A 25,229-nucleotide genomic window follows, 5' to 3' on the forward strand; every position below is an offset into this window, starting at 1 on the left:
TCATAAATATTCATTATAATTGAAGTTCTCGCTATATAGGTATATTAGACAATTGAGATATTTCAATATAAAACAGACAATACTAGATTCAAAATATAAATTTAACTCTTTCAAATAATTCAATGACATTAGTGTAATAAAAGTGATTTATTTGATAAATTGTAACTCTTTAAAGTTAATCTATATTAAAACCCTTTTTAAATTTCCAATAAATTATATACATTCAACCTTTTCTCTTTACTAAAATAAAGTTCTCTCCTGCCTAGACTTGAGAAAGACTCTTAAACGACGAGATGATATTAGTTAATCATATCTTTTATGACTAACTATGTTTGTAGTTATTACTCTTAATAGTGCTACTTATTTATGTCTAAGCTATAGCACGAGGTAAAAATGTAGTGTCTACACATTCTCTAACAGCTTTAACTTTAACTTTAGGGAATATTTTTATATTTAAGTTTTTACAACATACTATTAATTCTTAATTTTGTTTGAATCTGGATATTCATGTAGAAAATATCGTAGTTTACGTCGAGTTCATTATACTATTTCTCTAATAGGGGTTTTACATAAAAATTAGTTTTACATAAAATAATGATATCTACTGGTCTCCATTGAATAGTTAAATTTTTAGATAATTAAATTTAAAATAAATCTCTATTGCAACCCTTTAATAACTAAAATACTAAAATTTGTTTTCTCTCCATGAAATACTAATATAACTAAGTTTTTTTATTTTTATAACGTAGAATATTTTTCATATACAACTATTATCATATATATATTTTTTTGATTAAAATATTATATTTTATATATTTAATCACTTTATTTTTGATGAGTAATTTTCTTTATTTTTTTTAAATAGTTATCGTTGTCGTTTATTATATTGTCTATAAATATTTTTTTGTTTACTATTTTAACCATAAATTTAAAGTATTAGATTTTATTATAAATAAATAATATATCCTGTTTCTTAGTATTTTTTTTATACTGATTAAATAACTTGTTGACGTAGATTTGACTATAAGGTGCCTGCACAAAGTACAGTACTTAGTTTGCTATTTTATTACTTCTTTTATGACTAGAAAACTGTCATGAGCTTTTGGCGTAGTGCTATACTTTAGACTAGGTATACTAAATTAGTATCTAATAAGTCACAAAACTCTTATTTTAAACTTTGTCGATTACAATGTTTTCATAGTTAGGTTAGAAGGGCCTAATTAATTGATTTAAGCACTAATTGATCTAATTTTAACTAAAATCAAGAGTTAATTTTTATAGTTTATTTGCGTAATAAATTTACTTGCAAAATAGTACGTTATATTTGACGTTTTGTCTTAATCTCTGATTGCCGATTTCTAAATCACTTATGACTGATTTTAACCTAACTTGTCCAATAGCCTTAGATCAATATCCTCAAGTCTTACTTGCTCATGGAGGAGGAGGAAAATTGATGCAGCAGTTGCTCGAAAAGATGATTTTTCCTGTCTTTAATACGACTCAAAATACTCCTCCACATGACTCTGCTATTTTTGATTTAAACACTAATAAAATTGCTTTTACTACTGACTCCTACGTTATTCATCCTCTATTTTTTCCAGGGGGAGATATTGGTAGTTTAGCTATTAACGGAACTGTCAATGATTTAGCTATGAGTGGGGCGCGTCCTCTTTATATTAGTGTGGGGTTGATCTTAGAAGAAGGACTGCCGATGGAAATTCTTTGGAATGTTGTTCAGTCCCTACAAAATTCTGCTCAAATTGCTCAAGTTAAAATCATAACTGGAGATACTAAAGTAGTTGATCGAGGGAAAGGAGACGGTGTATTTATCAATACTGCAGGGATCGGTATAATCGAACATGATCAAATAATTGCAGCTCAAAGTGTTCAACCAGGAGATACTATCTTAGTCAATGGAGATTTAGGCCGCCATGGTATTGCGATTATGGCAGTACGAGAGGGGTTGGAATTTGAAACAACCATTGAAAGTGACTGCACTCCTCTAAATTCTGTTATTTTAGCTATGTTAGAGGCCAGGGCAAACATTCATTGCCTACGAGATCTCACCCGTGGCGGTTTAGCTAGTGCCCTAAATGAAATTGCAATGGGTGCAGGGGTTATTCTTAACATTCAAGAAAATGCTATTCCGGTACGCGAAGATGTCCAGGGGGCGTGTGAAATATTAGGGTTCGATCCCCTCTATGTGGCTAATGAAGGTCGATTTGTAGCGTTTATTCCTCAAGACTCTGTAGATATCGTTATGAAAATTATGAGATCACATCAGCAAAATCCCTGCATTATTGGCCAAGTTACAGGAAGGGGGACAGGCATGGGGTTAGTCACCTTAGAGAGTAAAATTGGAGCTAGTCGTATTGTTGATATGTTAAGCGGAGAGCAATTGCCCAGAATTTGTTAAGGTTTCGAGTATGTGAACAGGGGCGTTCTCGAAGAGTGTTAAAGTCTACGATTATCCGCCCCAAACTCCTTGATACACTAACGAACAACCTGAGATAAGATAGGAGATTTTTTGGTGTCTTCGGTTGCTATTTCTGCGGCCATTGCTGCCAATGGAGGGACAGACTTGGCAGAAGAACTGCGTTTTTGGTTGAGGTTTCTACGAGAACTCTTCGGCGATGGGCTGTCCATGGTGAAGGTATAGGCTTTCCAGTTGCTTTCAGGACTCCATTGAGAGTCTTCTGTTACTACTAAAACTGCTCCAGAAATCAGTGAATCACAAGCCGTTGCTTGGATACAAAAATGAGTCCAGGGAGAGCGCAAAAGAAAAACAGGAACTTGCTTCCCATTAGCACTACCATTGGTATAACCAATCAAAAAGCGACCTTCTTCAATGAACGGTCCGAGTTGCGGATATTGTTCGAGGAGACGGAGGATTGCTTGGGAAGCCATAGATTAATATCACTAATTTAACTCAGAAGAGGAATCACAACGATGCTTACACTACTTCTTGACCATAAGGATAGAAACAATTGTGCACCAAAGTTAGTATCAAATGTGACGGAATCACCATTTTGTATTTTAATGTCATGTAAATTTGATAAAGCTATTCTCTATTTTAAGATTCAATAAACATAGTTGATTACTTTTTATTACACAAATCTTAAATTGCTAGTGTTTCTTAACTGGCTGGCACTTTTTTGACTGGACTCACTTTTGCCTTATACAGCAAATTTTTCCCATGACGATAGCCAATGTAACGAATGATGACAGTTTCTCCAGGTTCAACATAACCACTTTCTTCTAAAAATTGATGACACAGAGGATCATAGGGCACCTTTTCTCCTGCTACTGCAATTGTTTCAACGTTCCATTGTTTAAGTAAATCGATAATTGGTTTAACTAGAGGCAATAGTTTCATAGCAGAGAGTTGAGGATTTTTTTGGGCAATCATCGCTGCTGTTGGCCATTGTAAAAGCCAAGATTCTAGGACTTTTAAACTAGATTTTTGAAAGTCTTTTTCTAGAGTTTCTTTTTGTTCGTTAAATTGCTGTTGTAATTGTTGATATTCTTGTCTAACTTTCTCTAATTCTGATAAATTAAGATCTTGAGTTTCAAGTTGAGAAAGAACTAAGGACTCTAACAAAGATTGATCTCTACAAAATTCACTCAGTAGTTGTTCGATGGGAACTTTTAACACTTTGGATAATCTTAATATATTTTCAATAGACATTTTAGGCAGTAAACCCACTAAAAGGCGATTTAACTCCCATTGGGAAACCTCGGAAATTTTGGCCAACTGACTAAAGTTAGATATTTGCGCTTGCTGCATTAATTGCAACAACTTTTGGTGATTGGCTTGATAAGTTACTGATTGTTTCATAAAAGATTAGGATTTTTTAATAAATAACGTTTTTTTTTTCACTACGCTAAGTATTGTTTCACCGCATCAACCAATTCCTTGAATAACGACCATTTTGAGTTTACCCTAACTTTGTCTGTGTGTCTTGTCTCTAGTGCATAAGTCTTGACTCGTTACATTCTAGGAAAAAACAAATTGTATTATTAATCACAAAATTAATGTTATTAAGTTACTATGGCAATATAGTACTGGGTCTTTTTTTGCCGAAATTAGTTGTTTCCCTCGACTATTCTACGAAGATTCTCTATTTGTGTTATGGAAATACTAAAAACCCAGATTTTTAGGTTCTATTCTATTGTGAGGGAGGAAAGCCCAGTCCGTAGGCTTATGCGACTCATTGAGAAAAATATGACGGTTAACTGCTATCATTTAGTTATCATTTTTAAACGTACTATTTTTTCCCCCGCACTATCTAGTTGCACCTCAATAACTTCACCGTTTAAAGATTCCAGGCAAGTTAACATTGCTCGTAAGTTAGGATTACTCGCTCCCGTATCTACATACAGCCGATCAGCCAAACTCCCTACCCGTTTCCAAGTAGTATAAAGCTTCGCTACGGCTTGTTCAAGTTGAGTGGCTTGTTTAACCAAATCAGCAGTCGTATTCAAACAATCCAATCTTAACGCCTCTTCTAACGCCATTTCTAGGTCAATTGAGCGATTTTTAAAAGTTTGTACTTTGGCGGCCGCATCGAGATATTTTGCCAAATTTCGTGCTTCTGAAGTGAGAAGTTTAACAGTATTAACATCGGGACTTTCGGCAACTTCTTTTTGAATTACGTTGAGGTGACTATCGGGCAACTTTTCCATCTCTTTAACTAAAGGGACTAAACTACTGACTGCTAGAGTTCCCTCAGAAGCTTTCTCTTTAACTTTATCTGGAAGTAATTCCGAACTCATAGCTGTCCATTGATCAGAGAGTTGCTTAACTTCTCGTCGGGTAATGTGATCACCATTTTGGGCAGCTTCACTAACTAATTTTTGCACTTCAGGATCGGATTTAGCTGTTTCGACAAATGCCCGTTTACTAAAATTATTGATGGAGTTTGGATTCAGCTGTCCTTCTGCCAATAGGGTATCTGCACTATTAGCCAGTTGAATGAGAACATAAGCTTGACTTTTAGTGATTTCTTTTTGTTTAAGCCAATTGAGGAATCCAGTTCCTCGTCCGTCTCCATTTTTTTTTTCACGATCACGGATAGCCCGTAAAATACGTCCTCGCCAAATATCGGTTTGTAAGTCAAAGTGCTCACAAATCTTCCAGACAGTATCTAGCTGTTGCTCAAACTCCATCTCCTGAATAGCTTCGTCTTCAGGATTAGGAAGCTGGAAGTTAAATTCTACAGGAGTTTCGAGGCCATTAGTAATTTCATTAGGAGAAGAAGGAACAGCGGTCATATCGATTTTAGGTGTCACTGATTCAGTTGTTTGTGAGTGGAATCATGATAACTTGGTTTTAGAGTTTTTAACTATATCATCTAAGTTGAAAGTTATCTGCATTTCGTTAAATTGTTGACTAATTGTAATGTAAGTTCGACGAGAATCAAAAATATAGTTTTTATTTTTAATATCTAAGGTTGACAATTATCTAGAATGGTAACTGCCAATAATCAAGACTAAAATTTTTTTTTAACCCCAAAAAGCCAAAAATATATTATGTTTCACACCTTCTCTTTTTCTAGTTTTTTTTAAAAAAATTATTTTTTAGCTGGCAAGAAGGTAAATAAAATTTTGATAAAAACTTGAATTTATTGAGTATTAAATTTTAGATATATTTCTGCGCTAGTTGTTAACTATTTTGATAAAATAATATTTACGAGGTTAACTATTGTTAATTGGTTTAACCGACTTTTGCTACATACAACTAAGTATTTAAAAACTCAGTATACTTAACTATAAAATAGCTAAAAGACTCACGTAAAAGTAAAATAGATGAAACTAATTCTTATATTTTTTTTTGTAATTTGGTCAAAAGCAGTACACTAACATCATTGTTCAGCTCATACATTCAGCAAGACGACAATAGCTAGCTATATTAAAAAATACTTTTTGACAATTAGAAAAATATATTTTAAATAAAATTATTTTAAGATTCATATTCTTAGCTATAAAAAATAACTTGAATGCTTATAATTTTACAAGTCTTTTTAGAAGAAATTACTGTTAATAGAAGAACATAACATAGAATTTATATATTGAAAAATTAGATTTAATATGCATTAAGTATAACATGAACTATCTAAAATGTACTTAGTAAGTATTTTATAATTTTAAATTAAGACACTACATTTAAATGTTCTGAGATTAAACTTAAATTAACTTTATAGAAGTTGACAAAGCATCAAAATTGAGTCAAAATCTTTTTGTCAATTATGACTGTCAATTCATTGATTCCACTTAATTGCTTTAAGGCTCAGTAACAACGTTCAATAACTAAATAAATTGTTTTTAATTCAAGAAATATACTTTTATTAGTTTTCTTTAAGTTTTAACTATTTTTAGATAAATCACGAAAATATAGAATAAATAATCACAAAAATAACCTTTAATAAAATAATTATGATTTAACTCCTGTTTTTTGAAACATAGCAATTTAAAATTGCAAACCACTTTATATTTATTAATAATAAATTATATTAGAAATCTGTCAAATTGATAATTTTTTTAATGAATGCTAGACAATGAAAGCTAATACTCTTTAGCATTTATTTATAATTGTGCTCCCAATATAAAAGATCTTCAGTACGAAAAAAACTAATGAATTATGATGATTATTGAAAACCAGGGGATATTAAACTATTAGAAATAACAGATAAGGAATTTTATAATTATCATAAACAAGTTTTAGTTACTACTCAAAACCAGACCAGGCAAATTAAACTAATCAATTTAAGCGAAGTTAAATAAATTGCCACATAGGATATTATGAATATATATTTAAAAGAACTAAATATAAATTTAAGTATTTAGTATTTCAAAATAAAACTATGTAATATTTAATAAATAAGTAGTACATAACTCCTGTCTATACTAATTATTTCTCACTATACATAATAATCTCATTTTGTCTTTCTCTTATCTTCGGTATCAGGGTTTTCTTTGCACCGAGCCTCTTAATAAACTACCTTGAGAAGGCATAGATAAACCTTGCTATTAAAATAGTAAATAAGCTTTTTTTAAAAAAATATTTTATAAATAAAATAGTTAAGTAGAGTACGCTGGTTAAATCATTATTGTTATTAGTTAATAATCTAGTAAACAAAAGTAAAAACTTGCACTTTATGAAAATTAAAATTAAGTTTTTGGGGTTGCATAATAAATCGAAAATAAAAGTCTGGGAAGTTATTAGCTACTAATTAATTTATTAGATTAAGTCTAGAATAGCTGTTATTTACACAACAGATCACAATCTAAAAAACTCAGGTGTATTTCAGTAGTAAAATACCAAACTAAATGTTTTAATATTAACTCAGAGAAAGTTTCTTGGTAAATAAAAATTTTTATTTACCAAGAAACTTTCTCTGAGTTTTATGAGCTAATAATTTAGCGATCTCAGTATTATAAATCCGAAGATAATTCCAGTAATTACCAAACACAGATTCTATATAACTTTTTGTTTCTTGGAAGGGTATTTTTTCTACAAAAATATCAGGATCACTAACCTGATATATTCGTCTCCATTTTGAAACATTGCCGGGACCTGCATTGTAACTAGCAACAGCTAATAACGAATTATTACTATAGGTCTCATGGGTATAATTTAAATACCAGGTTCCTAGATTAACATTGTCATTAGGATTGTTCAAAGAATATTTTTTTAGAGCTATTTTATTAGCTACCCATTCACCTGTTGTTGGCATCACTTGCATTAACCCTTTTGCTCCCACTGGCGAGGTAATTTCTGGTTCAAAACGGGATTCTTGACGGATTAAAGAGGCTATTAACAAAGGATTAATTTTACGTTTATGAGACCAATCAATGATAGTTTGATAGAAAGGAAAAGGAAAAAGCGCATACCAATATTCGGGGGTTTCTCTAAGGTTTTGCAATTGTTTTTTTGATTCAGGCCCGTCTTTATTTTGAAGACTCCAAACTTGATTAATTCCTTGTAGGTTTTTTCCTTGTACGAGTTTCAGTAAAGTATCAGTAAAAGATTCATCAACACTTAATTGAGAGCGATCATTCATTTCCGCTTTAAATAAAGTGATAGCATCCTCGTCTTGTCCTAGACGATATAGTTCTTTGAACATGTCCGATCCCGCCGGAGGAACCGAACGGATATCAGGTTTAGTGACGGTGGGTAAGATTTGACGTATGGTATTAAAATTTCCCACATTCCAGCCTAACTGAACTGCTGATCGCCAAGCATAGTAAGATTGAGGATGATGGGAAACAACGTGTTCAAAAGCCGCTCTAGCATCCTGTGATCGCCCTAACTGTTGCGCCCATTTACCTACCCAAAAAGCCGCTTTGGGGGCGAGGGAACTGTTAGGATTATTACTTATAATAGGTTGCGCCCAAGTCCAGGCTTTGAGGACATCTCCTCGCTCAGCAGCTGTTTGCGCCACACTCCAACGATATTTAGCGGTTGCATCAGCCTTAGGATATTGAACTAGTAAGGTTTCTCTACTTTTAGCTGCCTCAGCTTTGCGCCCTATCTCATCTAATAACTTAGCCTTTTCTACTAAAGCATCACCCGCTTCATTAGGAAATTGTTTAATAACTTGGTCAAAGTAGCCAATTGCGGTCTCAGATTGAGATAGTTTAGCGAGTCGTTTCAGGGCTGTTGCTGTTTCCGGAGCTGTAGGAAACTCTAATAATAAGCTTTGATAGCCTGTCTTTACCTCATTTTTACTATCACTGTTGGGTTGAATCTGTTGTCCCCTAGCAATACGATAGAGATTTTGAGGAGTAGCTGGAGCTTTTTTGTAAGCTTGGACTGCTTTATTATATTCGTTAGTTGTCCAATAGCCATCAGCGATCACTTGCCAGTTTTCGGGAGTCAATTGACTACTATAGTCTTGAACTAGACGATCGCGGATCGGGTTAGTCTTAGAGGTATTGGCATCATACTTAGCCAATAGAATCAACAATTGAGGTTGTTCTGGGTTTTCTTGAAAACGCTTACGGATAATCTTTTGCGTACTGGGATGTTGAGGAAATTTTTCAATCGCCTGCTCCCAATATTGGGGATCATATTCTCCTAATTTGTAGAGTGCTTCTGCTGCAACTAAAACATCGGGATAGGTTTTAACCAGTATTTTCCAGGTTTTTTGAGCTTTATCTATCTCATTGGTGAGTTCATAACCCCGTCCCCGTTTGAGGAGTATATAGGGAATTAGTACAGGATATTCTTTGTCTAATCCTTCAAGTTTACGTAAAGCCGGACCACCTTCATACTTTCGGAGTAAGTCAATAGCCAATAAATAACGACCGCGACTTCGTTCTAGAGAGAGAGTATCAGACTCAGCAATTTCTTGCAGTTTTTGCTGTCTTTGTTCTGAGGAAATCTCGGCTAAAGTCAGAACGATCGAAGGTTTATTAGGATCTTCTTTGAGAGCTTCTTCAATCTGTGTTTGTTGCCTCTGCTCGAACCATTCCACTGTTTTAGGAACCAGTAAAATGGTTCCAACAATGGTGATTCCTAGAATTCCTAAACCAGCAAAGAGGAAGTTTTTTTGTTTGAGTGACTTTAGCATTCCATTTCTCGAACAACAGTTAAATATATATTATTAACCCTTCTGGGTTTATTTGGGGGCGTTTGCTTTGCATAGAGATTATCCATCTATTTTCGCTGTGCATTTCTCTATAGAGATCACCGAGTCTTGTTTATTTAAAGTCCCATCATTCCCAGTAACTGATCGCAGTTACTGGGAATGATGGGTAGAGAACTTATGCAAGTTCGTTTTTAACAGGCTCTTCATATGTATTCTTGATAAAAGTTTTGCAATATTTTTTCTGGTTTTTAGAAGTCAATTTGGTGATTATGCCGCGTATTTTTATGAACCTGTTAAGATAAAAAATCCCTACTTTTAGTGCAATTCTATTGAAGACTAACCCTTACAGTTTGCTCATACTTAAATTTAGTCCATACTTTCATTTATGATATTTATAATCAATTCTAGGATAATAAAGTGAGTTAAGTAAGAAGTGTTCGCTTTATATATTTCAATAGCTAATATTTAATATTATTCGTTAATACATAACTCCTATCATGGATAAAATTTAAGTAAAAATCCAGTAAAGATTTATAACTTAGAAAATATTAGTTATACAAAATTAAAAACCATAGTTATTATTCTCATTATATAAGTTAATCAATGAAGAATTCAACCACATAAAATTAACTTTACTCAGTAGATTAAAATAAAAATTTTAGGCAGATAAGTTTAACAAAAAAGTGAATGAAATAGTCCAATATACTTTAATTTCTTAAATATAAAATATAAAATATAGTTTTATGTTGATCATCCATCAACTATTTCACCAATGGGTTTCACTGGTTTTTATTTCATACTCTGTTGATGAAAAGTAGTTAGTTTAAGTCCTTGTTGATAAAGGGGTTTATATATTTATTAAGCAAGATATCAAGCAAATTATTTACTGTAATGATATCTTGTGTTAACTCAAAAATAACTTTACAGTTATCTGTGTTAACTGTAGTTAACTTCACAGTTAATAACCTTGGTCGTTTATGATTAAGTGTAGTCTATTTTAGTTCTTGATGTTACCCTAAATTGGTTTATTCTTGTTAAATTATTTTTTCAAAACTAGGTATACTCTATTGAGATTCTAATGAAAGACTCCTATCGGAACAGAATGAATGAAACTAATCCCTGTAATTCCTCTTTTGTGAATCAGTAAAAAACAACAAAGTAGTATCATTAAAAGGTTCAATACGCTGACCCATAAAAAGCGACTATAATGATCATAACTTTTCCTATTCTCATATAATAACTACATCATTTTTCTTTTAAAAATACTGTCAATTGAGTAACAGAATGATAATGCTGTTTTTATTTTTAATAAAAATGACTTAGACTATAAAACATCTCAGCGAGATCAAGACGATATTTTATATTGATAGCACCAAACCTCAATAAATACTGCTGATAGCATAGCATGGAGTGGCTGCTTCCTTTTTTCTTAAATTATTGTCGAACTCACATTTTTTCAACGAGAATTTCAGTCTTGATTGTTAACGGTTACCATTTTAGACAATCGTCAACCTCGTCACATTTTAACTTTAATATTGAGAATAAAAATAGTGTGTTTCAATTTTATCAAATTCACATCCCTAGTGGGGACACTTTTCTGTTTGGGCGTTTTCTTGTACCAGATTCTATACTTAAAATCCTAAAATATTATATTTTTTACTAAAAAAAGGAGGGGATTACCCCTCGTTTACCAGTGTTGAGCCCAATTATAATTTTAATTACTGCTCACTTACAGTAGTGGCTAATTCCTCTTCTGATTCTGAAGCTGATTCCTCTTCTGATTCTGAAGTTGACAGAATATCTAAATCCTCCTCTTGAGCCTCAGGTTGTATTTTTCCCTCCGCTTCAGCTATGAGTTTTTGGCGATATTTCTCAGCCATTTCTTCTGCTTTTTCAAAAACTAAATCCCGGTCTTTCAGCATATCACCAGGTTCGGGTTCAAGTTGTTTGGTCGATAAAGAAATTCGACCCCTTTCTGCATCTAAGTCAATGATCATGACTTTGAGTGAATCATTGACCCCAAAGACACTGTGGGGGGTATCGATATGATCATGGGAAATTTCAGAAATGTGCAGCAGCCCACTGACTCCCCCAATGTCGATAAATGCCCCATAGGGTTTGATTCCACGAACTGAACCAACTACCACCTGACCCACTTCTAAACCGTTCATCTTACGCTCAACCAGCGCACGACGATGGCTCAATACCAGACGGTTGCGCTCTTCATCGACTTCTAAAAACTTTAATGGCAGGTCTTCACCGACCAAATCTTCCTTAGCTTCGCGGGTGCTGATGTGAGAACCTGGGATAAATCCTCGTAACCCCTCAATGCGTACTAATGCGCCCCCTCGGTTTGTAGCAAAAACATTAGAGCGCACGGTAGCATCTTCGGCTTGTAGTTGGCGAACTCTTTCCCAAGCTCGCATATACTCAATCCTACGGATAGAAAGAGTTAATTGTCCATCTTCGTTTTCATCGGTCAGGATGAAAAATTCCCGTGTTTCATTCGATTGAAGAACATCTTCAGGATCGTCAACTCGGTTGATCGACATTTCTTGAATGGGGATGTAAGCAGCAGTTTTCGCACCAATATCTATGAGCGCGCCTCTCGGTTCCATACTGAAAACTGTCCCAGGAACAATGTCCCCGGGATTAAAATGGTAGTCGTATTTATCGAGAAGTGCCGCAAAATCCTCGTGGGTGAAGCCAATATCTTGAGTAGCTGTTGTTTTCTGAGTTACCATGTACCTTAGGTTATCCTATGCCTGATCTCCAATAAATGTTAGTTTTTGTTTTAGTGTACAGTTTCTAACTTTTAGGGACTTATAGTTGATAAAAACATCTTCGAATATGAGACGCTTTTGTTTTGTCGGTTTTACCCGAACAGGATGAACTATAACACCCCAAACCCGAATATTGAGCTATTGGGAATTATTTTCATCATAATTTCTAAAGGGTCATGAAAGTCTACACTGACGAGATCATCACTATACCTTATAGATTAAGTGGAAAAAAAGTGGCTCTGAGGAGACACCTTTCTGCCAATATAGCCCTCTTAGACTTATGTCTTAAGAACAATTAGACGATGAAGTCGATCTAATCCATTAATATTTACAGAAAAAGACCCTAATTATGAAGTGCTTCAGAGTTAGCACAGCCGAAGGCTCCGCAATGCGGACGCTATGCCTGAAGCTCCTCAGGTTCACCTCGTAATGGGTTGATATAACTAACCATTTACCGAAGTAATGTCATGCTCGGCATACTATTTTTACCTAGTCGCTCCTGCATGAGCACCTCCCATGAGTGTAAGTTTCTGCACTCATTACGGTACATCTTCAATCTTAGCATTGTTTTTATTTAACCGGCTTCTAAGAGGAAGTTATCATGGAAGATGAGGAAGTTCCTTTATCAGAAGTGTTATGATTGTCCTCTTGCCAATGGGTTTCTGAGTGGGTTTTTTGTTCCTGAAATTGTTCTAGAGTGGCCACAAAATCTTTAATGCCTTGAAAGCGACCATAAACAGATGCAAAACGAATATATGCTACTTCATTTTCTTGACGAAGGTAATCTAACACTAATTGGCCAACTTCTTGGCTAGTTACTTCCCGTCGAGGATGCTGCTGCAATTGAGCCTCGATTTCATCAACAATCGATTCTAGTCTCTGATGGGAGATTCCTGTTTTCTCACAAGCCCGGATAATCGCTCGCAACAATTTAGAACGATCAAAGGATTCTTTTTTCCCGTCGTGTTTGACAACAATGATGGGAAAAAACTCTACTCTTTCATAAGTTGTAAAACGATGTTTGCAACCTAAACACTCACGACGACGACGAATACTTTGTCCCCCTTCAGAGGAGCGAGACTCTAAAACACGACTATTGATGTGTTGACAGTATGGACATTGCATGGAACTGTCCGTAATAACGGATATTGAATTAACAATAAGCTAGCCAACAGTACAGTAAAAAATGAACAATCTAAGCAGAACTAGCAACTAGCTATGCTGATATATCTATTCTCTCTAGAAGGGAAAAAACATAGGAGATTGGGGGTATATTAACAGCAGTTGATTCTAGTAGAATAGATAGTCGAAATTTATGTTTCAATACGAGGGATTGACCGAAAGGCGATATCGAAAAACAATACAACTAAAGCCATACCAAGAAACATAATAAGCAGCGCTTTCCATTTGATTGATTTCCTAAAATTGCTTGCGTTCCCAGTGTATCAAAAAAGTTGATAATTTTTTAATGTTTAGCGATTATAGGGATAATTAAACTTGACTTTTTAAGATAAAATATTAAGTACTTTCTTTTGTAGTTCTTATACTGGGGTTACCCGCTTTATAAAATAACCCTTATCCTCCTTATTCTACGAAATCAGTATCGATTCCCGCAAAAACAACGTCTCGGAAAATAATCTACGAGAACCATACCAGATGTGACGAAAGAAGGATGGACCGACAAAGACTGTATGGGTAAAGGCAAATCAACCCGATGGTTAAAAAAAATATCGGAACTGAGAGCTTTGCTGACAAGTTATGTCACTTAAGTGAAGTTGATGAAGCTCTCTAATGCACCACTCTAGAAAGTAGTTATTTAGTCAGTTGTCGAATATTTAGCTTCGATTGATTCTACACAGCGGAAGGGAATGTCAGCACAGACAATTCCTTCCGCTGTGTAAGAACAATTGGAAAGATTCCAAAGAAGTTAGATATCCGACAAACGGTTAATTCACGACCTTCTTTGTCGGTGAATGCGGGGTGTCCGAGCCAAGCTTGAGCAATTTCATCTCCACTATCCATAGCCCCATCATCAAATAAACTTTTTTTAGCCAAATTGTTCCTAATTTAATTATCAAACACTATTTTTTGGATATTTTTGATTTAGCTTTTTTTAGGCTATCTCCAATCGCTAGGTTGAATTCGACACTAAGATAAATTTCCTATTGAGAAACAACGCTTATCTCATTGATGACGGGTAAGTCCAAAAAATTCAATTTTGGATAGTTCCCTTTATGATGAAGATAGCGAAGAAAATAGCGGTAATACTTCTAGAAAGGACTACTTAAGTTCTTCTTGGTTGAAAACAGTTAAAGTTCGCAAGACCTCATTCCAGGACGATACGTTGGGCATGGCCAGTCAATCTATAAGGGTAGAATATCTACATCCCAAGACCTTAGGGTCTAGTTAAGTACAATGCTACGAAACCAAAGTAAAGTAACCCAGACAAGAACAAGTGAACACTAAACATCTTGAGTAAGTTTAAGGCAGTGAATTTGCCAATATATTAGATATTAATAAATAATTCAGGTCCTAGAAAACCCAGTGCCAAATAGCAGCTAGACTCGGTAAAGCAGATAATCAAAATGTGCACTCACTCCTCCGAAATACCAGAAACCAGAATCTACACTAGGTTCTCCCGTGACATTCCAGTCACCCCAGGAGCCAGCAACGTCTTAAGGGTCCATGAAGAGAACAACAATCATCTCCTGTCGTCATAGTTAAGTTAAAAACAACATCACCCAGCTCATAAAGAGATATAGAATATGCTTAACCTGTTACAAGAGCGGTGTTCATAGGGTGAATGGAGACGAGTAGGACTAAACATTCAGAACGACTGTGTGAATTCGATACGAAGATAGTCCCATTGACTACGCTCCTCCTATTAAGGATATATCGGCTTCAATGCTTTTTTGTATTAGTTGTCTTGGGTTATTTAATTATTATCAAATCCGTGATCGTTCTTCAAGTAAATGTCTCCGCTCAAGATTAGGCTAACTTGTATTATTTTGAGAAAGTAAAAATTACCTAAAGAAGGACAATTAAATCATTGTTTAGACTCGATTGTAAATCTAAGAAGGCTACGAGTTATCTGGAAATTAAGTCTAATGTATCTATTTCAAGGTATCACGCTTCAATTACAAGATATCCATTCTCTTTTGAGCTGATGACTCTATTTCTTGACAATTATTCTCTCAGATGGAGTATGATTAGATTTTCTATCGTCCTGTACCGACAACAGTAAGTTGGCAGTAGGATAAAAATTTTCTAACAAAAAACAACACGACAGCATTGCCTTGTCCACCACTACTTTAGTTTGTAATAGTAATATTGTCACTTTATTTTTCAATAAACTTCAATTAAATTTAAAACATCGACATTATAGTCAAAAGTCTCAAGAGTTGATAGAATTTTTGAAAATTTTATTTTAGTCTTTTGGTTGGCAATGCCAACCAAAAGACTAAAAAGCTAATTATCTATTCTGATGAGCATCAGATAACAAAGTTTGAGGAAAAGTAGTAGGATTTCCTTTCATTTCAAGTATTTGGCGCAATTCCTGTAACAAAGGTTCATGATTAGGTAAATTGTCTACAAACTCATAAGGTAAAGTGTTGCGTTCTAAAGCCAAATTGGCTAAGTTTCCAGCAGCTGCTCCTACAGACCATTCAAACCCATGTACCCGATAAGCTGCTGCCGCAATATGGCTCGTAGCAATACTTTTTCCAGCCACAATCAAATTATCTATTTTTTGGGGAATCATTGCTCGTAGGGGAATTTGAGCAGGATGAGATCCTCCGTGAGCAATACGTACGTCTTGACGTTCGCGGTTACTAGGTCTTTCGGGGGGAGAAAACGCCATACAAGGATGAAAATCAATCATATAGTTGACAATTCCTACTGAATCGTCATAAACTGTGGCATGAGTGCGCTGAGTGAGTAAATAAGAAGGAATAGTACTAATATTTGCTATTTTTGATTCTAGCTTGGCAATTGTATCCCGAACATTTTTATACATGGGACGAGGTAAAGTAGTTCGATAAAAATCTTGCCAATAATCTTTTGTAGAAATATCAATTTCGTTAATGCTAAACCCCTCTTTGTGATCAACAGAGGGTCGCCCAATAATACGCCTTCCTTCCCGGATATAAGGGTATTTAGACAACCCATGGACAGTCCCCATAGGTGAATCTAACCCCTTTAAAAATCGATGGTTAGGATGTGGCTTTTTGACTCCATATCCGAGGCGTGAGTCAGTAGTTCCTGCTACCAACCAGTAGTAAAAACCTTTGGCTAATTCTTCCCCTTTTCTAAGGGTTTCTTGACGTAACCCCCCTTTCCATTCCCCGGGTTGTAGTTGCCCACTGTCTTGTAATTGATTATGAGTATAAACTAAGTTATCATAACGAGTCCCAGGGCGATAATCATTACCCCATAACCAATTTTGCATAGATATATCTCCTGGAGTGGGACGGTTAACAGTCATCTGTCCAGCGCGAATGGGGTTTCCTTTTTCGGGACTCCAAATGCGTCGATAAGTGAAGATTAAATCGAAGTAAGCTAGTTTTCGATTAGAATCGTAACCGTAATAGGGAGCATACTGCTCATAAAAGTTTGGTTTATATTGAGGTTGGGGTTCCTTAGTATGTTCCATAGCAAAGGTATAGGTAAACCCTTGTGTGCAATAGGGATCACCTTTCTCGTTAGGGGCTGAAGGGTTAAGATGGGAACGAGGATCTAACCCAACCCTATAGGGAACGTCTGCTAAGGCAACAATTTCTCCTGTTTCTGTGGCTTCGATGACAAACCAATTAGCTTTTTGGGATGCATTCTGAGATTTAGGAATGAAGCGAACAATCTTTTTAGTTAACCGTTGGGAATTTTGATAGCTATAAGCATCATCTATTATAGCGGATAGGGGTTCATGGTTGAGGGGAGGAGTTCCGAGCGCATTTTTGTGTTGAATAGCGATCACTCGTTGAATTTGTTTTCCATCTTTACTCAATTCTAAGTCTTTAACAACTGTTGCCGGGAGCCATCTGAGGTGTCCTCTTCCTAGGCGTTCAGCTTCTTTTAACTGTCGGTAAATTATGTTATGTCCATCCTTGGGGAGAAAACAGCTTTCACTTACCCAACAGTCTCCAGGGTTGAGGGTTCCATAACCACTAGTAATCGCGTTTCGTAGCTGTTGATATCCCTTGGGAAAAAGCTGCAATGATCGCTGTTTTTTGCCTTCATCGAGGGCAGAGTTCCCCTGAGATGATATTTGTCCTCCTACCCAGTCGGAAATATCTGTCAAACAAACTGTCCGTCCTCCTAATAAGGATTCATAGGCGGTAGCTGCCCCGGCGAGTCCTCCTCCAACAATCAGTAAATCACAGCTTATGGTTTCATCGGGGTCACGAGGTGATGCGGCGATCGCTGGTACAGTTGATAAAACTGATTGTCCACAGAGAACACTTAAGGATAAAGACACTATAATACCCTGTAGTCCTTTATTTTTGCTGTCTTTTTTTTGGTGAAAACATCTTGACCTTAGTGATTGCGTTCGGTTACTTTTCCCCATCATTAGATGCTGCTACTTATTTAAGGAGTTTGAAAAGGAGTGAAATAACAGTAATTTCTATGCATTACTGTCCCTTGAGTCTAGAAAAAGTAACAGAAAATCTCGAGATCTTTAATATTTTTTCTAGATTTTGGTTAAATCTAAGATGGATTAATATATGTATTAAAAAATTTGTATACTAACTTCAGTTTCCATATTAATTTTATTGACTTTTATTCTTTTTTAAGTTAATGATTAAACTCCTTGTTAGGATAAAAGCTTATTGCTTTAAGTGCTGTGAGATTATGATTCTCAAGTTTATAGAAAAAAAACGAACTATCTTAAAGGTAATTAGGATTATTTGAATCAAAGTCTAGGGTCAAAATCCATTGTTTTATTATAATTATGTCCCTTTTAGACTTAGTATTATTAAATGGTAGTTAAAAACTATGTAAAGAACTTATCATAAATTTATTCTATAGGCACAAGGACTTAATTTTCACCAAAATTGAGTCCTTAAAATCCTCAGAACCTGGCAAAACAAAACTTTTAGCTTTTATTCATCATTATTTTGTTACAGCTAGGCTAGAAGGGACAGAATTATTAAAATATCTTTGTAAAGGATTAATTTTAAAACAATTTCTTGAAAACCTAAGCTTAAACAACAATATTGTTAAGTATGTAACAAACGAAATCGAGTTCAATCTATCGTTTTGCTTAATTAAACTTATTTATTTGTCTAATGACTACTGGTTTCTTTTATAATAAAAAGATGGGGATAGAGAATTAAATAAAAATATTCTTGAATCTTTGGCTAAATTTAAATAATATACAATTATATTTGTGTCTGAGTTAGTATTATCTTTCAAGGAAAGATAAAGTACACATTACCAATTTTGTTTCTATATAAGTAGATACTGATAGCAGTTTAAGCTAACTTTCGGTAATTTTTTTTGGTAAAAATAGCTATACTATTCTCAGGTTTTTTAAGATCTGATAAATATCTTATTGAATCACTTTATAAAAATTTTTAAAATCAATCTTTTTATATTTGTAAGTCTATCGATTAAATCCATCCTTCATTAATTATTCACTTGTGTCTCTGATGTTACTTGTCTTTCCCTAACTTCATCAATAGAAAGGATAACTTTAGATTTCAATAAGATCTTGAATAGTGGTCGGTCGTCAATTACTGTTATCATTACTTCAGTACCTGAAAGTCCCCAAAATATTATTATTGTGGTCGTATATAGTCACCATCAGTGGTAATAAATTCTCAAGAGAAAACACGGCATTAATATCTGAGCGGTCCGTCCTCCCTTTGCCTACAGAAGATAATAATTCTCTGTCATAATTATGTTCAACAATAACTGTCATATTCGACTGTTAACTTCTAAGTTGATAACTTCTTGATGTACTTGCGCTCCATGACTACGGGAATCACTTTGACTTGATGAAGGAAAATTAACAGGAGCATTGAACATTGATGTTTGTCCGGTAGAGGCAGCATAGGGTAAGGTTTGGTGAGCAAGAAGAGCATCTAAATTAGCTTTCATCACTGATGATGGTTGTTCTCCAATGGTTTGGGCAATCGCTTCTCCTTTACCATTAAGAAAAACAAAATGGGGAATCCCATTGACCCGATAGCGTAAAATTTCAGGTAACCATTTGTTATTGTCTACGTTAAGCATGACAAAATTGACATAATCAGCATATTTGTGTTTGATTTCTGCTAAATATGGAGCCATAGCTTGACAACTGGTACACCAGTTAGCATAGAATTCAGTAAGTGTGGGCTTTCCATTGTCATAAGCTACTGTCAGAGGAATAGACTGCTTAGCTTGCGCTTCTAAAGACACAGAATTAGTTTGAGTTTGAAACCCCAAAAAAATAGCTGTACTAAGAACAATCCCAGCAAAAGCAATTGAAAAATTCTTAACTCGACCGACATTATTTATTTCAAACATAGTTTTCTTAGATAACTTAACTGATGAATGATTCTTTTTTTTCATCATAGTCCGTTATCTTATTCTACTCTCGTAGAATAAGATAACGAGCTATGATGAGATTACATGAATAAATAAAAATTAAAGACAAATTCAGATATCCTAAAAACTTGGACAAAGTTTATCTTTAAGTGGAGAAAATGAGATTATAAATCAAAAAACTCCATAAAAACACCCAAACATATAATGAAAAAACGAGTTACCCTGACATTTCCCCGGCGAACAGTTCAGATGCCAGTGACTTATCGTCTCGCTAAAGATTTTAACATTGCGGCTAACATTATTCGCGCCCAAGTTGCTCCTAATCAAGTAGGCAAATTGGTTTTAGAACTGTTAGGGGATATTGATGCAATCGAAGCAGCGCTCGAATGGGTGAGAGCACAAGAAATCGGAGTTTCTTTAGCTAGTCGGGAAATTGTTATTGATGAAGACAGTTGTGTAGACTGCGGACTGTGTACAGGGGTCTGTCCTACCCAAGCTTTGACCCTCGAGCCTCATACATTTCATTTAACTTTTAAGCGATCACGCTGTGTCGTTTGTGAACAATGTCTTTCTGCCTGTCCAGTTCAAGCCATTTCTATAAATTTTTAGTTACGCTAAATAATTAAGATTTATTTACAAACTGTTGACTTAAATCAAAAAATTAACTGCTGTGATCATTCAAGATAATTACGGGAAGTTTCTTAGTTTATATAAATCCGTAACAACCTCAGCTTATCTTCTTGTTACTCATGGTAGCCGAGCTCCTCGTCCTCAGATTGCTGCTAAACGACTGGCTTGTATAGTTAAACAACAATTAAGTCTAAGACTAATAAGCATTTCTCTGCCTTTTTCGACTAAAAATGGGACAGTTGAAACATCTGTGGGAAGATCAACGGCTCTACTACAATCTGTCTTCTCACCGCTTATCGAAACTGCTCCTTTAGAACTAACTTCCGTGCCCTTGAGTCATAGGATTCAACAATTGGGAGAAAAGGCTAAAATCCAAGGCATTCAAAATCTTAAGATTATCCCATTGTTTTTACTGCCCGGAGTTCATGTTAGGGAAGATATACCTAAAGAAATGGCGATCGCCCAACAGCATTTAGGGAAAACTATGCACTTAGAACTAATGCCCTATCTTGGTAGCCATCGTAGGTTAATCTTCTTCCTATCCCGTCAATTCGAAGAGACTGCCACCGTTGGGAAAATTCTAATAGCTCATGGAAGTCGCTATGAAGGAGGTAATCAACCCACTGAAGCTATCGCTTACCATTTACAAGCAATACCAGCTTATTGGTCTGTCTCACCGAGTTTAACTAGCCAAGTTAAGCTCCTAATTGAGCAAGGAAAGAAAAACATCACTATCGTACCTTATTTTCTGTTTGCAGGGAGAATCACCACAGCTATTGCCCAACAAGTTAAACAACTACAAACTTTACCTCAGATAAAACTTAAGATGGGCAGTCCTTTGGGAGCTACCTCTGAATTAGCCAGATTAATTGTAGAGATCATACAGGAAAATATAGGTTAATTTCCCGAATAGTTTGCTTAAATACACAAAAATTTAGAAGAATGACTAACAGCCCCCGCCAACCTTGTTTAGGAAAAGTGTACTTAGTCGGAGCGGGTCCTGGTGATCCCGGACTAATAACCCTTAAAGGAAAAGCCCTCCTTGAACAAGCTGATGTTGTTGTTTACGATACACTGGTTAGTCCTCCGATCCTGGCTATGATTAGCGAGCACGCTGAGAAAATCCATGCAGGAAAACGGCGGGGTCGTCATTCAAAATTACAACAGGAAACGACCCGTCTATTAATTGAAAAAGCCTATACCCATGCAGTTGTGGTGAGACTAAAAGGGGGTGATCCTTTCATTTTTGGTCGGGGAGGGGAAGAAATGGAAGATTTAATTCAAGGTGGGGTTCCTGTTGAGGTAGTTCCCGGAATCACCGCAGGGGTTGCTGCACCAGCCTATGGGGGAATTCCTGTGACTCACCGGGATTATAGTTCTTCAGTCACCTTTGTTACTGGACATGAAGCGGTGGGAAAATATCGTCCTCAAGTGAATTGGTCCGCTATTGCCCAAGGTTCAGACACAATCGTAATTTATATGGGCATACACAATTTGTCCCAAATCGTGGAGCGATTACAAGCAGGAGGTTTGAGTTCTGACACCCCAATTGCTTTGATTCGTTGGGGAACTCAACCCGAACAAACAGAATTAATTGGGACATTAGGAACCATTGTCGAGCAGATTCAAAAAACACAAATCGGAGCTCCAGCAATCGCTCTCATTGGTCAAATTGTTAATCTTCACTCAATTTTATCCCATTCCCGTCCTAGTTGTTTATAGTAATCGTTGAGGATATCTAAGTCTTTTCCCCGATCTTAGTGGGTGAATATTTACGGAATTCAGAAAATAAATGGTATTATAATGAACTGCAACCACAACATTAATAAAAATTTCTGTGCGATGAGTTTAACAGCTAGTGAAAAACAGGAGCTGATGAGCTCCTACCAGGTCCATGAGACCGATACAGGTTCTCCTGATTTGCAAGTTGCTTTACTAACGAAGCGAATTAGTCAATTGACCGGACATCTACAAAAAAATCCTAAAGATCATGCTTCTCGTCGAGGACTTCTAAAAATGATTGGTCGTCGTAGACGGTTGCTTGCCTATATCAACAGCAAAGATCCAAACCGTTATCAAGCTCTAATTAAAAGCTTAGGAATCCGTCGCTAGATTAAGCTCTCTTTATGACTGACTTATCAAGCATCTTCTAGAAGACTAAAGGACAATAAGCATGTCCTTAAACTGTTTTAAAGACATGCTTCATAAAACTTCTCATTAAACGACTTTCTTAAGTTGCGAAAGACCTATAGCTTCTAAATATTTCCAGAATTCTCTACCCTTTGAATCTCGCCCTCTCTCAACTTTGTCAAAATCCCAAAAATGCCAATTTAAAGGCAATTCTTGATAATTTTCAGTTGACGGGGAATGTGATGAACGACTTTTTGTATGATATTCTTACAGCTTTAAGAATTTCCTCATTTTTAATTTTTTCTTGGCTTGTCAGCTACAATTAGCTTTGTATTTCCACCTCGGTCGTTGGTGCAGTGAGTTTAGGTTTCTTTGGTTTAATGGTCTTGGGATTAAGCTACGGCATCTTTATCGACATTTTGGAATAAACAATAGAGAGTAGGTAGTTAGTGGAGATGGCAAAAGTTGACAACCAATCTTAGCCGTACTATCAATGCTCAGCGTGTGGAATATAGTTGTATTTAAATTGATGCCAAATGAGGTGGGTTTTGTACAAGCTTTCCACGATGGCAAAACCTGGGTGATTAGGCTCTTTTTGCTTTTAGCACGAGAGCGTAAATGTACTTCATGCGATGCGATAAATTGACTAAACTAACATTGATTAAAGCACCAAAAAGGAAATATTTATTGATACTCAAAGGAATAAAACCATGATTATTGTTATGAAATCAGGTTCTCCAGAAGCTGAAATCGAACGGATTATTGAAGAAGTTAAACAGATCAACCTGACCCCCGAAAAAATTACAGGTGCTCAACAAGTTGTCATTGGCTTGGTGGGAGAAACAGCTACTCTTGAACTTTCTCGCATTGAAGAATTAAGTCTTTGGATTCAAGAGGTGTTACGAGTCGGTAAACCTTTCAAACGGGCGAGTCTCGAATTTCGCCATGGACATCATAGTGAAGTGTTAGTTAATACTCCTAATGAAGTAGTAACCTTTGGCAAAAATCATCCCGTAGTGGTGGTTGCCGGTCCTTGTTCTGTGGAAAATGAAGAAATGATTATCGGAACTGCCATGCAAGTTAAGGCCGCAGGAGCGAAGTTTTTGCGAGGAGGAGCTTATAAACCTCGTACTTCTCCTTATGCCTTTCAAGGTCATGGAGAAAGTGCTTTAGGATTATTGGCAGCCGCGCGAGAAGCTAGTGGACTCGGAATCATTACCGAAGTCATGGATACCGCCGATGTGGATAAGGTAGCCGAAGTTGCTGATGTTGTGCAAATTGGAGCTAGAAATATGCAGAACTTTGCTCTCCTGAAAAAAGTGGGCTCTCAGAATAAACCTGTGTTATTGAAGCGGGGAATGGCAGCTACTATCGATGATTGGTTAATGGCAGCTGAGTATGTACTAGCAGCAGGAAATAGTAATCTTATTCTCTGTGAACGAGGAATTCGTACTTTTGATCAAAAATATACCCGTAATACTTTAGATTTTTCAGCTATTCCAGTGTTACGGTCTTTAACCCATTTGCCGATAATGATTGATCCGAGTCATGGAACTGGCAAATCAGATTATGTGCCGTCTATGGCTGCTGCGGCGATCGCCGCAGGGACAGACTCTTTGATGATTGAAGTTCATCCCAACCCGGCTAAAGCTTTATCTGATGGTCCTCAATCTTTAACCCCAGAAAGATTTGACCGCTTGATGCAGGAGTTATCCGTAATGGGCAATACAGTGGGTCGTTGGAGTCAACCTAAAGCTGTTTTTGCCCAATAACTCTAACTCAAATAACTCACAGATTAGTTATCCATTGCTATGAAGGTAAAGTAGTGGCTGATGGTAGTTAGCCGCTACTCAAAAATTCACCTATACAGTAGAGTAGCTTATCTAAAAATAGTTAAGTATTAAATGCTTGAAACAAGTTGTAATATTCTAGGGGGATCTTCTAACTCTCCCATGATGCACCTTACTGGTTTAGAACAAAAACGAATAAAAGTTAGTCTGGCTGTGATATTATGAGCTTCGGCTTCGTCTGGGTGTTTAGAAATATCAATAACTTTAAGAGTGTAGGGATGTTCCAATTCCTTTTCAATCAACCTATGAATAATTTATAAGGTTTGTTTTGTCGTGGCGCTATTTCCCACTATAAAAAGACGTGAAATATATCCTTATATATCCTTAATAAATTTTTATAGAATCTGTTTTATCTGATACAGAAAAACCTAACTGATGCTGGGACTCTTGGGTGCGATAACAGTCCCAAGACACAATAAAATCATGATTGTCCCACAGTTGAGGAAATTCGTCTTGATAGGTTTCTAAGGTAATTGGGTTACAAGCTTCCTCTTGCCAGGTTACTGTCTGCCAAGTTAGTTAAGTCAGTAATCCCAAATACGGAATTCAATAGGGGTAGATAAAGTTCAGCAAGGGTTTTAACCTTGCCGTCTGTCTTAGAAAACCGACAATTGATGGTAGCTGTATAATCAGGAATTAAAAAATGAGGAAGTTCAGGTAAGTGTAATAATTCCTGCAAAGCTACACATAAATGAGAGTGCCATTTAACTCAC

At 35.7% G+C, this 25,229-nt stretch carries 17 protein-coding genes; 6 read left to right on the forward strand and 11 right to left on the reverse strand.

Annotated features, from left to right (window positions below; genetic code table 11):
- The first annotated feature begins 1,369 nt into the window (after positions 1-1,369).
- Positions 1,370-2,416, forward strand: a complete 1,047-nt coding sequence (gene hypE, locus ETSB_RS05985) for a hydrogenase expression/formation protein HypE (protein WP_044106902.1) — start codon at positions 1,370-1,372, stop codon at positions 2,414-2,416.
- A 77-nt stretch (positions 2,417-2,493) separates the two neighbouring features.
- On the opposite strand, the gene ETSB_RS05990 is transcribed toward hypE, so the two are convergent.
- The 9 genes from ETSB_RS05990 to ETSB_RS06030 all read right to left on the reverse strand — a co-directional run bounded on the left by ETSB_RS05990 (position 2,494) and on the right by ETSB_RS06030 (position 19,885).
- Positions 2,494-2,907 carry a hypothetical protein gene (locus tag ETSB_RS05990; protein ID WP_044106903.1) on the reverse strand — a complete coding sequence of 138 codons (414 nt, stop codon included), beginning with the start codon at positions 2,905-2,907 and terminating at the stop codon, positions 2,494-2,496.
- A gap of 229 nt (positions 2,908-3,136) precedes the next feature.
- On the reverse strand, positions 3,137-3,838 hold the full coding sequence (locus tag ETSB_RS05995; RefSeq protein WP_044106905.1) for a helix-turn-helix domain-containing protein: 702 nt from the start codon (positions 3,836-3,838) through the stop codon (positions 3,137-3,139).
- Positions 3,839-4,242: 404 nt separating this feature from the next.
- Positions 4,243-5,274 (reverse strand): hypothetical protein, encoded by a 1,032-nt coding sequence (locus ETSB_RS06000; protein ID WP_044106906.1) that lies wholly within the window; start codon positions 5,272-5,274, stop codon positions 4,243-4,245.
- Positions 5,275-7,376: 2,102 nt separating this feature from the next.
- On the reverse strand, positions 7,377-9,575 hold the full coding sequence (locus tag ETSB_RS06005; protein WP_044106907.1) for a lytic transglycosylase domain-containing protein: 2,199 nt from the start codon (positions 9,573-9,575) through the stop codon (positions 7,377-7,379).
- A gap of 1,736 nt (positions 9,576-11,311) precedes the next feature.
- Entirely contained in the window at positions 11,312-12,337 is a 1,026-nt protein-coding gene (locus ETSB_RS06010) for a 30S ribosomal protein S1 (protein WP_044106908.1), read from the reverse strand.
- 624 nt (positions 12,338-12,961) lie between these two features.
- Positions 12,962-13,501 carry a transcriptional regulator NrdR gene (gene nrdR, locus ETSB_RS06015; RefSeq protein WP_044106909.1) on the reverse strand — a complete coding sequence of 180 codons (540 nt, stop codon included), beginning with the start codon at positions 13,499-13,501 and terminating at the stop codon, positions 12,962-12,964.
- A 726-nt stretch (positions 13,502-14,227) separates the two neighbouring features.
- A complete protein-coding gene (locus tag ETSB_RS10920) occupies positions 14,228-14,398 on the reverse strand; it encodes a hypothetical protein (RefSeq protein ID WP_408643893.1) in 171 nt (56 codons plus the stop codon).
- A 1,450-nt stretch (positions 14,399-15,848) separates the two neighbouring features.
- Positions 15,849-17,939, reverse strand: coding sequence for an FAD-dependent oxidoreductase (locus ETSB_RS06025; RefSeq protein ID WP_044107656.1), 2,091 nt, complete (start codon positions 17,937-17,939; stop codon positions 15,849-15,851).
- A gap of 1,352 nt (positions 17,940-19,291) precedes the next feature.
- Positions 19,292-19,885, reverse strand: coding sequence for a thioredoxin family protein (locus ETSB_RS06030; RefSeq protein WP_044106910.1), 594 nt, complete (start codon positions 19,883-19,885; stop codon positions 19,292-19,294).
- A 225-nt stretch (positions 19,886-20,110) separates the two neighbouring features.
- Between ETSB_RS06030 and ETSB_RS06035 the strand changes: the two genes are divergently transcribed.
- The 5 genes from ETSB_RS06035 (at position 20,111) to aroF (ending at position 24,438) form a co-directional block, all read left to right on the forward strand.
- On the forward strand, positions 20,111-20,515 hold the full coding sequence (locus ETSB_RS06035) for an NIL domain-containing protein (RefSeq protein WP_044106911.1): 405 nt from the start codon (positions 20,111-20,113) through the stop codon (positions 20,513-20,515).
- A gap of 61 nt (positions 20,516-20,576) precedes the next feature.
- Positions 20,577-21,437, forward strand: coding sequence for a sirohydrochlorin chelatase (locus ETSB_RS06040; RefSeq protein ID WP_232509872.1), 861 nt, complete (start codon positions 20,577-20,579; stop codon positions 21,435-21,437).
- Between the two features lie 41 nt (positions 21,438-21,478).
- Entirely contained in the window at positions 21,479-22,258 is a 780-nt protein-coding gene (cobA, locus tag ETSB_RS06045; RefSeq protein ID WP_044106913.1) for a uroporphyrinogen-III C-methyltransferase, read from the forward strand.
- A 120-nt stretch (positions 22,259-22,378) separates the two neighbouring features.
- Positions 22,379-22,648, forward strand: a complete 270-nt coding sequence (gene rpsO, locus ETSB_RS06050; protein WP_044106914.1) for a 30S ribosomal protein S15 — start codon at positions 22,379-22,381, stop codon at positions 22,646-22,648.
- Between the two features lie 728 nt (positions 22,649-23,376).
- The gene (gene aroF / locus ETSB_RS06055) at positions 23,377-24,438 is read left to right on the forward strand and encodes a 3-deoxy-7-phosphoheptulonate synthase (protein ID WP_044106915.1); all 1,062 of its coding nucleotides are present in this window, start codon (positions 23,377-23,379) and stop codon (positions 24,436-24,438) included.
- 128 nt (positions 24,439-24,566) lie between these two features.
- On the opposite strand, the gene ETSB_RS10655 is transcribed toward aroF, so the two are convergent.
- Together ETSB_RS10655 and ETSB_RS10660 are read right to left on the reverse strand one after the other, a co-directional pair.
- On the reverse strand, positions 24,567-24,743 hold the full coding sequence (locus tag ETSB_RS10655; RefSeq protein WP_332403801.1) for a circadian clock KaiB family protein: 177 nt from the start codon (positions 24,741-24,743) through the stop codon (positions 24,567-24,569).
- Between the two features lie 251 nt (positions 24,744-24,994).
- Positions 24,995-25,195, reverse strand: coding sequence for a hypothetical protein (locus tag ETSB_RS10660; RefSeq protein WP_332403802.1), 201 nt, complete (start codon positions 25,193-25,195; stop codon positions 24,995-24,997).
- Positions 25,196-25,229: the final 34 nt, after the last annotated feature.

The sequence above is a fragment of the cyanobacterium endosymbiont of Epithemia turgida isolate EtSB Lake Yunoko genome, assembly GCF_000829235.1.
GTDB lineage: Bacteria > Cyanobacteriota > Cyanobacteriia > Cyanobacteriales > Microcystaceae > Rippkaea.